This is a genomic window from Actinophytocola gossypii, from assembly GCF_025165815.1.
GTDB classification, from domain to species: Bacteria; Actinomycetota; Actinomycetes; order Mycobacteriales; family Pseudonocardiaceae; genus Actinophytocola; species Actinophytocola gossypii.
The window spans coordinates 103052-115361 of record NZ_JAFFZE010000014.1; the positions used below are offsets into that span (position 1 = coordinate 103052).

At 73.0% G+C, this 12310-nt stretch carries 8 protein-coding genes; 3 read left to right on the forward strand and 5 right to left on the reverse strand.

Annotated elements, in window-relative coordinates; genetic code table 11:
* Positions 1 to 16 precede the first annotated feature (16 nt).
* Positions 17 to 616, reverse strand: coding sequence for a CGNR zinc finger domain-containing protein (locus JT362_RS16915; protein WP_260192179.1), 600 nt, complete (start codon positions 614 to 616; stop codon positions 17 to 19).
* A 73-nt stretch (positions 617 to 689) separates the two neighbouring features.
* Between JT362_RS16915 and JT362_RS16920 the strand changes: the two genes are divergently transcribed.
* Positions 690 to 1223, forward strand: coding sequence for a hypothetical protein (locus JT362_RS16920; RefSeq protein ID WP_260192180.1), 534 nt, complete (start codon positions 690 to 692; stop codon positions 1221 to 1223).
* Positions 1224 to 1232: 9 nt separating this feature from the next.
* Here the strand turns inward: JT362_RS16920 and JT362_RS16925 are convergent, their stop codons facing one another.
* Both JT362_RS16925 and JT362_RS16930 read right to left on the reverse strand, forming a co-directional pair.
* The gene (locus JT362_RS16925) at positions 1233 to 4616 is read right to left on the reverse strand and encodes a pyruvate carboxylase (protein WP_260192181.1); all 3384 of its coding nucleotides are present in this window, start codon (positions 4614 to 4616) and stop codon (positions 1233 to 1235) included.
* Between the two features lie 101 nt (positions 4617 to 4717).
* Positions 4718 to 5845 carry a S8 family peptidase gene (locus JT362_RS16930; protein ID WP_260192182.1) on the reverse strand — a complete coding sequence of 376 codons (1128 nt, stop codon included), beginning with the start codon at positions 5843 to 5845 and terminating at the stop codon, positions 4718 to 4720.
* 242 nt (positions 5846 to 6087) lie between these two features.
* Between JT362_RS16930 and JT362_RS16935 the strand changes: the two genes are divergently transcribed.
* Positions 6088 to 7683 (forward strand): coiled-coil domain-containing protein, encoded by a 1596-nt coding sequence (locus tag JT362_RS16935; protein WP_260192183.1) that lies wholly within the window; start codon positions 6088 to 6090, stop codon positions 7681 to 7683.
* A 48-nt stretch (positions 7684 to 7731) separates the two neighbouring features.
* Here JT362_RS16935 and recG read toward each other — a convergent pair whose 3' ends face one another.
* Positions 7732 to 9900: an ATP-dependent DNA helicase RecG gene (gene recG / locus JT362_RS16940; protein ID WP_260192184.1), complete on the reverse strand. Its 2169-nt coding sequence runs from the start codon at positions 9898 to 9900 to the stop codon at positions 7732 to 7734.
* Positions 9901 to 9982: 82 nt separating this feature from the next.
* Between recG and JT362_RS16945 the strand changes: the two genes are divergently transcribed.
* Positions 9983 to 10531, forward strand: a complete 549-nt coding sequence (locus JT362_RS16945; protein WP_260192185.1) for a DinB family protein — start codon at positions 9983 to 9985, stop codon at positions 10529 to 10531.
* Here the strand turns inward: JT362_RS16945 and JT362_RS16950 are convergent, their stop codons facing one another.
* Positions 10532 to 12172: a fatty acid kinase ATP-binding subunit FakA gene (locus JT362_RS16950; RefSeq protein WP_260192186.1), complete on the reverse strand. Its 1641-nt coding sequence runs from the start codon at positions 12170 to 12172 to the stop codon at positions 10532 to 10534.
* Positions 12173 to 12310 lie beyond the last annotated feature (138 nt).

The following is a 12310-nucleotide window of genomic DNA, read 5'->3' on the forward strand; positions in this document are numbered from 1 at the left end:
GGACTTCCTCAGCTGATCAGGGGTTCCTGGCGGCGTGCGCGCGGACCTTGGCGCGGTTGCCGCAGGAGGCCATGCTGCACCAGACCCGCCGGCCGCGCGGGTCGAGGAACAGCCAGCCGCAGCCGTCGCCGGGGCAGGCTCGGACGGTGTTCCGCTGTGGGCCGCTGAGCAGGTCCACAGCGGACAGCGCGACGGAACGCAGTGGCAGCAACGGATTCCCGTCGTCGACGAGTTCGAAGTGGACGGTTTCGGTGGTGGCGGTGAGGCGGGTGTGCCGGTTCGCCTCGTCGGCCTCGGCGGCCAGCACGTCGAGCGCCCCGAGGTCGCGGTGGCGCAGGATCCGGTACAGCGCGACGCGCAGTGCGCGGGCGCGGGCGAGGACCGCGTCCTCGGCCCGGCCGCGCAGGCGGGCCGCGGCGGACGCCGGGACCAGACCGGTGAACTCGGCCCAGAGGACGAACCGGTCGTAGTCGACGAGCCATTCCGCGCCCGGCGCCTCGGGTTCGCCCCAGCCGGCCCAGGTGTTGCAGAACTCGAGCGCGGGGTGGCCGGCGACGGGCTTGGGCAGGGCGTGGCCGTCGACCAGCACGGCGTGCGGCGGCACCTTCGCGGCCACGGGGGGTCCTCCTTGACAGCTCCGCGAACTAACCAGTTGAATCCCGCCGAAAGGTTAGCAGGAGGGACCAGACATGCGAACGAGAACACTCGTACGGGCCGTGCTCGCGGCCCTGACGATCACCGCCGTCACCGCCACGGCTCCGGCACAGGCCGACGAGGGGCCGGTCGGTCCGGAGCCGTGGCTGCCCTACGAGACGACCGACTTCGTGGCGCCGGCCGGCCGCTACTGCGACTTCGAGCTGTCGGTGACGGCCGTCGAGGACGAGGAGGAGTACCGGGTCGTCTCGCGCTACCCGGACGGCGCGGTGCGGGTCTACGAGTACCGGGGCAAGCTGATCACCCGGTTCACCAACGTCGCCACCGGCGAGTCGGTGACCCGCGACCTGTCCGGGCACGCCTGGACCGAGATGTACCCGGACGGCGTCACGATGCGGTCGTTCACCGGCATCGGCCCGTTCGGCTTCGGGTTCCGGGAGACCGACCCGTACCCGCGCGGGTACTACCGGCTGGACGGCCTGCACGTGATCACCATCGACGAGGACGGAACGCGGAGCATGCCGGTCGCCGCCGGTGACGCCGAGAACGTCTGCACCGCGCTCGACTGAGCCCAGAGGTCAGCTCAGCACGACCAGCAGGTCGCCGCCCTCCACCTGGGCGACCGAGCCGATCGCCAGCCGTTCGACGGTGCCGGCCTTCGGGGCGGTGATCGAGGCCTCCATCTTCATCGCCTCGATCGTCGCGACCGTCTCGCCCGCCTCGACCGTGTCGCCCTCCCCCACCGCGAGCGTCACCACGCCCGCGAACGGGGCCGGCACGTGCCCGGGGTTCGAGCGGTCCGCGCGCTCCGCGGCCGGCACGTCGGAGGCGATCGACCGGTCCCGCACCTGGATCGTGCGGAGCTGGCCGTTCAGGGAGGCCATGATGTTGCGCATGCCGCGCTCGTCGGCCTCGCCGATCGCCTCCAGCTCGATCAGCAGCCGCACGCCCTTCTCCAGGTCGACCGGGTACTCGATGCGGGGCTGCAGGCCGTAGAAGAAGTCCTTGCTGGCCAGCACGCTGGTGTCGGAGAACTGCTCGCGCTTGGCCAGGAACTCCTTCGCCGGCTCCGGGAACAGCAGCCGGTTCAGCGTCGCCCGGCGGTCGGACTCGAGGCCGGCGCGGTCGTCGTCGGTCAGCGGCACCACCGGCTTCGGCTCCGCCCGGCCGCGCAACGCCTTGGCGCGGAACGGTTCCGGCCACCCGCCGGCCGGGTCGCCGAGCTCGCCGCGCAGGAAGCCGATCACCGAGCCGGGCACGTCGAACCGGCCGGGGTCGGCCTCGAACTCGGCCGGGTCCACTCCCGCGCCGACCAGGTGCAGCGCCAGGTCACCGACCACCTTGGACGACGGGGTGACCTTGATCAGCCTGCCCAGCATGCGGTCCGCGGCGGCGTAGGTCGCCTCGATCTCCTCGAACCGGTCGGCCAGGCCGAGCGCGGTCGCCTGGGTGCGCAGGTTCGACAGCTGCCCGCCGGGGATCTCGTGGGTGTAGACCCGCCCGCTCGGGCCGGGCAGACCGGCCTCGAACGGCGCGTACACCTTGCGGACGGTCTCCCAGTACGGCTCGAGGTCGCAGACCGCGCGCAGGTCGAGGCCGGTCTCGCGCGGGCCGTGGTCGGTCGCGGCCACGATCGCCGACAACGACGGCTGGGAGGTGGTGCCGGCCATGGACGCGCTCGCGCCGTCGACCGCGTCCACTCCGGCCTGGATCGCGGCCAGGTAGGTGGCCAGCTGGCCGCCGGCGGTGTCGTGCGTGTGCAGGTGGACCGGCAGCTCGAACTCCTTGCGCAGCGCTGTGATCAGCCGGTGCGCGGCCGGCGGGCGGAGCAGCCCGGCCATGTCCTTGACGCACAGCACCTGGGCGCCCGCGCCGACGATCTGCTCGGCGAGCTTGAGGTAGTAGTCGAGCGTGTAGAGGTTCTCCGACGGGTCGGAGAGGTCGGCGGTGTAGCAGAGGGCGACCTCGGCGACCGCCGTGCCGGTCTCCAGCACGGCGTCGATGGCCGGGCGCATCTGCTCGACGTCGTTGAGCGCGTCGAAGATCCGGAAGATGTCGATCCCGGTGCTCGCGGCCTCCTGCACGAACGCGGTGGTGACCTCGGTCGGGTACGGCGTGTAGCCCACGGTGTTGCGCCCGCGCAGCAGCATCTGCAGGCAGAGGTTGGGCAGCGCGGTACGCAGCGCGGCCAGCCGCTCCCAGGGGTCCTCGGCCAGGAACCGCAGGGCCACGTCGTAGGTCGCGCCGCCCCAGCACTCGACGGACAGCAGCTCCGGGGTCATCGCGGCGACGTGCGGCGCGACGTTCACCAGGTCCTTGGTGCGCACGCGGGTGGCGAGCAGCGACTGGTGCGCGTCGCGGAACGTCGTGTCGGTGACGCCGACCGACGGGGACTCGCGCAGCCAGCGCGCGAAGCCCTCGGGGCCCAGCTCGTCGAGCCGCTGCTTGGAGCCGGCGGGCGGGTTGGCGAGGTCGACCTTGGGGAGCTTCGCGACCGGGTCGATCACGGCCGGGCGGTCGCCGTGCGGCTTGTTCACCGTGACGTCGGCGAGGTAGGTGAGCAGGCGGGTGCCCCGGTCGGCGGACTGCCGCGCGGTCAGCAGGTGCGGGCGGTCCTCGATGAACGAGGTGGTGACGTTGCCGGCGATGAAGTCGGCGTCGTCGAGCACCGCCTGCAGGAACGGGATGTTCGTGGCCACGCCGCGAATCCGGAACTCGGCCACCGCGCGCCTGGACCGGGACACCGCGGCCTGGAAGTCCCGGCCACGGCAGGACAGCTTCACCAGCATGGAGTCGAAGTGCGCGCTGATCTCGGTGCCGGAGGAGGACGTGCCGCCGTCCAGCCGGATCCCGGCGCCGCCCGGGGAGCGGTAGTGGCTGATGATGCCGGTGTCCGGGCGGAACCCGTTGGCCGGGTCCTCGGTGGTGATCCGGCACTGCAGGGCGGCGCCGCGCAGCCGGACGTCCTCCTGCCGCAGGCCGAGGTCGGCGAGCGTCGCGCCGGCGGCGATGCGCAGCTGCGACTGCACCAGGTCGACGTCGGTGACCTCCTCGGTGACCGTGTGCTCGACCTGGATGCGCGGGTTCATCTCGATGAACACGTGCTGCCCGTTCGCGTCGAGCAGGAACTCGACGGTGCCGGCGTTGCGGTAGCCGATGTGCCTGGCGAACGCGACCGCGTCGTCGCAGATGCGCCTGCGCAACTCGGGGTCGAGGTTCGGGGCGGGCGCGATCTCGATGACCTTCTGGTGCCGGCGCTGCACCGAGCAGTCCCGCTCGAACAGGTGGATCACCCCGCCCGGCTCGCCGGTGCCGTCGGAGAGGATCTGTACCTCGATGTGCCGGGGCGAGACCACGGCCTGCTCCAGGAATACCGTCGGGTCGCCGAAGGCCGACTCGGCCTCGCGCATGGCGGCCTCGAGCGACTCGCGCAGCGCGCCGGGCTCCATGACCCGCCGCATGCCGCGCCCACCACCGCCGGCGACCGCCTTGACGAACAGCGGGAACCCGAGCTCGTCGCCGGCGGCGAGCAGCTCGTCGAGGTCGGCGGACGGCGCCGAGGAGCGCAGGACCGGCAGGCCGGCCTCGCGGGCGGCGGCCACCGCGCGGGCCTTGTTGCCGGTCAGCTCGAGGATCTCGGTGGACGGGCCGACGAACGTGATACCCGCCTGTTCGCAGGCCCTGGCCAGCTCCGGGTTCTCGGAGAGGAACCCGTAGCCGGGGTAGACCGCGTCCGCGCCGGCCCGCCGGGCGGCGTCGATGATCGCGTCGACCGACAGGTACGCGCGGACCGGATGGCCCGGTTCACCGATCTCGTAGGCCTCGTCGGCCTTCAGCCGGTGCAGGGAGTTGCGGTCCTCGTGGGGGAAGACCGCGACGGTGCCGGCACCGAGCTCGTAGCCGGCGCGGAACGCCCGGATGGCGATCTCACCCCGGTTGGCGACGAGGACCTTGCGAAACATGGGCGAACCTCCTGGGTAGGGGGACGTCCCGGGGGACGTTACCGCCCCGTCCCGCCCACCGGGAGTTTCATCCCACGTGACGGGCACCATGCCAGCTGGGTTCAGGCGACGCCCGCGTAGAGCAGGCGGTTCGCGGTGCCGGCCGGGACGCCACAGAGGACGCCCTCGGTGGCGGCGTCGACCACGGCGGCCGAGGCGGTGCCGGCGTCGGCGGTCGGGTGCGCGTGCAGGTACATGCCGACCACGCCGGCCACGTGCGGGGCGGCCAGTGACGAACCGGACATCGTCTGGCTGCCGCCGCCGGGCCACGGGCCGGTGATGTCCTGGCCGGGGGCGAACATGTCGATCACCGAGCCGTAGTTGGACTGGCGGGCGACGCAGTCGTTCCGGTCCATGGCGCCGATCGTCAGTGCCTCCGGCACGCGCGCGGGCGAGAAGTTCGACGCGTCGCTGGCCGAGCTGCCGGCGGCCACCGCGTAGGGCACGCCGGCGGCGATCGAGCCGCGCACGGCGGCGTCCAGGGCCGTGTTCGCGCCGCCGCCGAGGCTCAGGTTCGCCACCGCCGGCCCGGCGGCGTTCGCGGTCACCCAGTCGATGCCGGCGATCACGTCCGAGATCGAGCCGGAGCCGTTGTCGTCGAGCACCCGGACCGGCACGATCGTGATCTCCTTGGCCACGCCGTAGGAGGTGCCGCCGATGATGCCGGCGACGAAGGTGCCGTGCCCGTTGCCGTCGTCCGGGACGCCGTCGCCGTCGACGAGGTCGACCCCGGGCGCGATCCGGGCGCCGAGGTCGGGGTGCGCGCTGACGCCGGTATCGATCACGTAGGCGTGCACGTCGCTCGCCGTGTTCGGGTACCGGTACACCCCGTCCAGCGGCAACGACGGCTGGTCGATCCGGTCCAGCCCCCACGACGGCGGGTCCACCTGCACGCCGAGCGCCCGCACCGGCGTGTCCCGGACGACGTCGGCCACCCCCGGCTCGCGGGCGAGTTCCTTGGCCTCGGCGGCGGTCAGCGACAGGGCGAAGCCGTCCAGCGCGGCGGTGTAGGTGTGCTCGACCGTGCTGCCGAACCGATCGGCGACCCGGTCGGCCAGGTCGGCCGCCCGGACCCCGCGGTCGTCGGACAGCACCACGACGTATCCGTCCGTCGGCACCGCGCCGGCGGGCACCGCCGCCGAGCCGACCGCCACCACGCCGAGCAGGAACGCGACCCCGACCCTCGCCATTCGCCTCATACCTATTGTCGGTAGTCGCTCGGAGGAACGTGAGCAAGCTTCACCAGTTGCCAGCTGCGGACGACACGATCGGATGCTCGCTCGATCGGCCCGCGAGAGTGGTTAACACAATTCGCGACGTGATCACCAGTGGGTCGGCGCTACTTCACCGGATCGCGTGGGAAGTGGCCGTTTGCTGCAATCGGCCGCCCACCGAGGTTCACTCTCCGAGGCGACCACTCTAAGGTGGGGCAATGCCCGCTGGTGATTCCGATGCAAACAGCCGTGTCCCCCGCTTCGACACCGTTCTCCGGGGTTACAACCAGCGTCAGGTCAACGAGAGAGTCACCCGCCTGACGTTCGACCTGGGACATGTGCAGAAGAGCCGCGACGAGGCCGTCGCCAAGGTGGCCGAGCTGACCAAGGCGCTCGGCAGCGCCCAGCAGCAGCTGATCGACGCGAAGGCGCAGCTCAACCGCATCACCACGAACCCGACCAGCAACGAGGCGATGTCCGAGCGGCAGCGGCTCATGTGGCAGCTGGCCGAGGAGGAGATCGCGGAGTTCAAGCGCGACGCGGACAACTACGACCGCACCACCCGGGCCGACGCCGACGAGTACAGCCACGCGACCCGCGCGAAGGCCGACTCGCACGCCTCCTCCACCCGGGAGGCCGCCGACAAGTACGCGGCCGCCGTGCGCAAGGAGGCCGACGACCACGCCACCGAGCGCCGCACCGCCGCCGACGAGTACGCGACGTCGACCAAGGCGGCGGCCGACGAGTACGCCGCCGGGGTCCGCGCCGACGTGGCCGCCTTCGCCAAGGAGCAGAAGGCCAAGCACGAGGCCACGACCGCCGACCTGGCCCGTCGCCGCAAGGAGCTCGAGGAGGAGTACGCGAAGAACCACGCGTCCCTCGAGACCGAGTACGAGGGTCTGCGGGCGCGGGCCGCGGCCGAGCACGAGCAGCTGATGGCCGACGCGCGGGTCGAGCTGGAGCGCGCGACGAAGGCCAACGAGCAGCGCATCGCCCAGCTCGACGCCGAGGCGCGGCAGCGGCGCGAGCAGCGGGACGCCGAGGCGGCCAAGCAGCGGGAGCTGCTCGACGCGAAGGCCGCCGACAAGCGGGCCTCGCTGGAGCAGGAGGCCGAGGCGGCCATGCAGGCGCAGCGGTCGGAGCTGGACCGTGAGCTGGCCGAGCGCGCGGCGGTCGCGAAGGACCGGGCGGCCAAGATCGTCGCCGACGCGGAGCGCGAGATCGGCAAACTGCGCGAGGCGTGGACCGCCGAGCGCGCCGAGGCCGAGCAGGCGCTGTCCCAGCGCGAGGCGGCCGCGGAGGCTCAGGCGGCCAAGATCGTCGACGACGCGAAGCGCCGCGCGGACGAGTCGGACAAGGCGCTGACCGAGAAGCGCACGGCGACCGAGAAGCACCTCGGCGAGCTGGAGACCATGGCCCAGCAGCAGGCGGAGAAGACCGTCGCCGACGCCGAGGCGAGGAGCCAGGCCAGCGACAAGGAGATCGCCGAGCGCCGCGCCAGGGTCGAGAAGGAGCTGACCGAACAGCAGGCCAACGCCAAGATCCGCGCCGCGAAGATCATCGAGGACGCCGAGCAGCGGCTGGCCGAGGCCAACGACCGCACCCGCCGCGCGGACGACTTCGAGCGCCGCGTGTCCGAACAGGTCAGCGCCACCTACGCCATCCTGGGCGAGGCCCGTCGCCACTTCGGCAAGGCGATGGGCGCGGAGGCCGGCCAGGGCCAGGCGCCCGCGCCCGCGGCCGCGGAGAAGCCGTCCCCGCAGCCCAAGCCGCAGCAGGGCAACCAGGTCCGCTCACACGTGAACGGGAAGTAGGACCGCCACGAGAACGCCCCCGCCGGGTTCGGCGGGGGCGTTCTCGGGTCAGACCTTCTGCAGGAACTCGGCGCGGGTCTCGTTCACCAGGTTGGCGACCAGCCGGGCGAGCCCGGGGTACTCGGTCAGGTCCGGGGACTCGGCGACCAGGCGTTGGGCGACCTCGCGGGCCTCGGTGATCAGGTCGGCGTCGCGCAGCAGGGACAGCAGTTTGAGCTGGGACTGCTTGCCGGACTGGGTGGCACCGAGGATGTCGCCCTCGCGGCGCATCTCCAGGTCGACCTGGGCCAGCTCGAAACCGTCCAGTGTGGACGCGACGGCGTCCAGGCGATCGCGGGTCGCGGTGCCGGCGAGCGCGTCGGTGACCAGCAGGCACACGCCGGCCGCCGAGCCGCGGCCGACCCGGCCGCGCAGCTGGTGCAGCTGGCTGACCCCGAACCGGTCGGCGTCCATGATGACCATGGCGGTCGCGTTCGGCACGTCCACGCCGACCTCGACGACCGTGGTGGCCACGACGACGTCCAGCTCCCCCGCCGCGAACGCGCGCATCACGGCGTCCTTCTCGTCGGTCGGCAGCTTGCCGTGCAGGACCGCGAGGCGCAGGCCCTTGAGGGGTCCCTCGGCCAGTTCGGCGGCGACGTCGAGCACCGCGAGCGGGGGGCGGCGGCTGTCGTCCTTCTCCAGGGCTTCCAGTTCGGCGGCCTCGTCGGTCTCGCCGATGCGCGGGCAGACGACGTAGGCCTGGTGGCCCTCGGCGACCTCCTCGCGCAGCCGCTGCCAGGCGCGGTCGAGCCAGGCCGGCTTCTCCGCGACCGGCACCACGGCGGTGCTGATCGGCGAGCGCCCGGCCGGCAGCTCGCGCAGCGACGAGGTCTCCAGGTCGCCGTAGACGGTCATCGCGACCGTGCGCGGGATGGGCGTCGCGGTCATCACCAGCACGTGCGGGCTGGTGTTCTCGCCGGCGCGGGTGCGCAGCGCGTCCCGCTGCTCGACGCCGAACCGGTGCTGTTCGTCGACCACGACGAGACCGAGGTCGGCGAAGGAGACCTTGTCCTGGATGAGCGCGTGCGTGCCGACGACGATGCCGGCGGCGCCACTGGCCACGTCGAGCATGGCCTGCTTGCGCTGCGCGGCGTTCAGCGACCCCGTGAGCAGGGCGACGCGGGTGGCGTGCTCGGCGGCGCCCAGCTCGCCCGCCTGGGCGAGGTCGCCGAGCATGGCGGCGAGCGAACGGGCGTGCTGGGCGGCGAGGACCTCGGTGGGGGCGAGCAGCGCGGCCTGCCGGCCGGCGTCGACGACCTGCAGCATGGCCCGCAGCGCCACGATGGTCTTGCCGCTGCCGACCTCGCCCTGCAGGAGCCGGTTCATCGGGTGCGCGTCGCCGAGATCGGCGGCGATGGCCTCGCCGACCTCGCGCTGGCCGTCGGTCAGCTGGAACGGCAGCCGCTCGTCGAACGCGGCGCGGATGCCGTCGTCCTTGCGTGGGCAGGCGGGGGCCGGTCGCGCGGTCGCGGCGCTGCGCCGCTGGGCGAGCGCGAGCTGGACGGCCAGCGCCTCGCCCCACTTGAGCCGCTTGCGGGCGGCGTTGACCCCGGCCCAGTCCTTCGCGGAGTGGATCGCGCGGATCGCCTCGTCGAAGGTCATCCTGCCGTCGCGGAGCTCGGCGGGCATCGGGTCGTCGAGCGGGTCGAGGAGTTCGAAGGTCTGCCGCACGCACTTGGCGATCTGCCAGGACTGGACCTTGGCGGCGGCCGGGTAGACCGGGATGAGCCCGAGGAAGTCGTCGATAGCGGCATCCTCCGCGGTCTCCTCCTCGACCGGCTGGTATTCGGGATTGGTGAGCTGGAGCTTGTTCTGGTAGATCGACACCTTGCCGGCGAACAGCGCGCTCACGCCCGGCTTGAGCTTGACCGAGTGCTGGCGCATGTTGAAGAAGGTGCAGTTCAGCGTGCGCGAGCCGTCGGTGATGACGACCTCGAGGATCCACCCCCTGCGCTGCCGCATCCGCCGCTCGTTCACGCTCTTGACCCGCGCGAGCACGGTGGCGTGCTCCCCGAGCTCCAACCCGGCGATGTCGGTGAGCTCCCCACGCTCGGCGTAGCGGCGGGGATAGTGGTGCACGAGATCACCGACGGTGTGCAGGTCCAGGGCACCGGCCAGCGCCTTGGCGGTCTTGGCGCCCACCGCCAGCTCGAGCTTGTCGTCCAGGGAGACCATCGCAGGCGATTATGTCGCGCCGCACCGACAGTCCGGTTCGCGCCACCCCGGACTGTCGGTGCGCGGTGCGATGCTCCGGCGCATGACGCTTCAGCCAATACCCGAGTCGAACATCTCCGGCAAGATCACCGATCCCGCGCGGTTCGACCCGCCCCTGCTCGCCGACGAGCACACGATGCTCGCCGCCTACCTGGACTTCCAGCGTGAGACGCTGGCGCTCAAGTGCGCGGACATCCCCGGTCGCGAGCACTCGGCGGCACTGCTGCCCCCGTCCACGCTGACCCTGCACGGCCTGGTGCGGCACCTGTCCGGGGTCGAGCGCTGGTGGCTGCACCTGCAGTTCGCCGGCGACGACACCGGGATGCTGTACTACTCCGACGACGACCCCGAGCAGGACTTCGAGTCCCTCGACGGCGACTTCGACGCCGCGGTCGCCGTGTGGCGGGCGCAGGTCGAGCGGTCCAGGGAGATCGTCGCCGGAGCGGCTCCCGAGGACACCGGGACGCAGATCCAGACCGGCGACGCGTTCTCCCTCCGATGGGTGCTGCTGCGGATGATCGCGGAGTACGCGCGGCACCTCGGGCACGCCGACCTGCTGCGCGAACGCATCGACGGGGCCACCGGGTGGTGACTACTCGACCCCCAGGATGACCACCGCGTCGGGCTGGCCGCCGTGGTAGACGACGACCTCGGTCTCCGGGTGCTCGCGGCGCAGGTAGTCGGTCAGCTCGTCGGCCAGCTCGTCGGACGCGGACGCGCCGAGCAGGACCGTGACCAGCTCGCCGCCCACACCCAGCATGCGCTCGGCCACCCCGCACGCGGCCCGGTCCAGGGCGTCCACCCCCGCCGGGCCGGGCTCGATCAGCACCACCTCGCCGTCGGCGAAGCCGAGCACGTCCCCGGCCGAGCAGGCGCCGATCCAGGTGATGCCGTCCTCGGCCGCCACCACGACCTCGCCCCGGCGCGTCGCGGCCGCCGCCTCGGCCATCGCCACCACGTCGTCGCCGGCGCGGCGGCGCGGGTCGTGCACGGCCACGGCGGCGAGCACCTGGACCGGCGACGCGCACGGCACGACCACCACGTCCTGGCCGGCGGCGACCGCGCGGATCGACGCCTCGTCGGCGGTCTCGGTCAGGCCCGCGTCGGCGGGCAGCACGCTGACGTGTGACGCGCCGGTCGCCGTGATGGCCTCGAGCAGGCGGAACGCGGGTTCCTCACCCTCCACGGGCACCACGGTGACGCCCTCGCCGACCAGCAGGTCACCCAGCTCGGTGCCGCGCACGAGCACGACCACCGCCCGGTCCCGGACGAACCGCGACGCCTCCGCCGACGGCGCGTCCGCGAACCGGGCCACCCGGATGTTCCTCGGCCGCCCGGTCTCGATCCCGGCCTCGATCGCCGCGCCGACGTCGTTGCAGTGCACGTGCACGGTCCACAGCCCGGCACCGTCCCCGACCACCGACACGCAGTCCCCGAGGCCGACGAGCGCGTCGCGGAGCCGCCCGACCGGGTCGACACCGTTCCCGGCGACCTCGGACAGCAGGTACATGACCTCGTAGGCGAACTGGTCCGACCCGGCCTCCCGCGCGGTGTACATCGACAGCTCCGGCGCGGGCAGCTCCCTGGCCCGCGCGGCCGCGACCAGCGCCGCCGGCTGCTCGGCGACCACCGCGACCAGCGCGTCCAGCAGTACCGCCACCCCCCGCCCGCCCGCGTCGACCACGCCGGCCTCGGCGAGCACGGCGAGCTGGCGGGGGGTCCGCTCCAGCGCGGCGGCCGCCCCGGTGGCGGCGGCACCGGCCACGTCGCCGAGCTCGTCGGAGTCCGCGGACCGGGCGGCCTCGGCCGCGCCCTGGACGACGCTGATCATGGTGCCGGGCACCGGGTGGGACAGCGCCGCCTCGGCCCGGGCGGCCGCCGCGTCGAGCGCCGACCGCAGTTCGGCGCCGCCGAGCTCGGTGCTGCCGGCCAGCGCGTCGGCGAAGCCCCGCAGCAGCTGGGAGGCGATCACGCCGGAGTTCCCGCGCGCGCCGGCGAGCGCCCCGCGCGCCAGCTCCGCGAGCGCCGCCCCCGCCTCCGACCTGGCCCTGGCCGGCGCGCGGAGCAGGGCGTCGAGGGCGGCCCGCATGGTGTGCAGCAGGTTGGTGCCGGTGTCGCCGTCGGCCACCGGGTAGACGTTGATCCGGTCGATCGCCTCCCGGTGCGCGTCGAGCGACTGCACACAGGCCACCGCCCAGCGCCGCACCTGGGCGGCGTCCAGCGCCCGCAACATCAGCCCTCCCGCACCCCGCCCCGTTGGTCTCCGGCATCGACATGCGGAGACTAGTGGGCCGGTGTGCGCGCCGCCGACGCGAGCCGTTACCCTGTTGACCTGCCCGGCATGAACGCCGGCCAGATGAACCTGCTGACC

Coding starts and splice junctions, on each gene's coding strand:
- JT362_RS16950 (WP_260192186.1), bottom strand. CDS start 12,172: ATGTTGCGGGCGCTGGACGCCGCCCAGGTGCGGCGCTGGGCGGTGGCC.
- recG (WP_260192184.1), bottom strand. CDS start 9,900: ATGGTCTCCCTGGACGACAAGCTCGAGCTGGCGGTGGGCGCCAAGACC.
- JT362_RS16935 (WP_260192183.1), top strand. CDS start 6,088: ATGCCCGCTGGTGATTCCGATGCAAACAGCCGTGTCCCCCGCTTCGAC.
- JT362_RS16925 (WP_260192181.1), bottom strand. CDS start 4,616: ATGTTTCGCAAGGTCCTCGTCGCCAACCGGGGTGAGATCGCCATCCGG.
- JT362_RS16930 (WP_260192182.1), bottom strand. CDS start 5,845: ATGGCGAGGGTCGGGGTCGCGTTCCTGCTCGGCGTGGTGGCGGTCGGC.
- JT362_RS16945 (WP_260192185.1), top strand. CDS start 9,983: ATGACGCTTCAGCCAATACCCGAGTCGAACATCTCCGGCAAGATCACC.
- JT362_RS16920 (WP_260192180.1), top strand. CDS start 690: ATGCGAACGAGAACACTCGTACGGGCCGTGCTCGCGGCCCTGACGATC.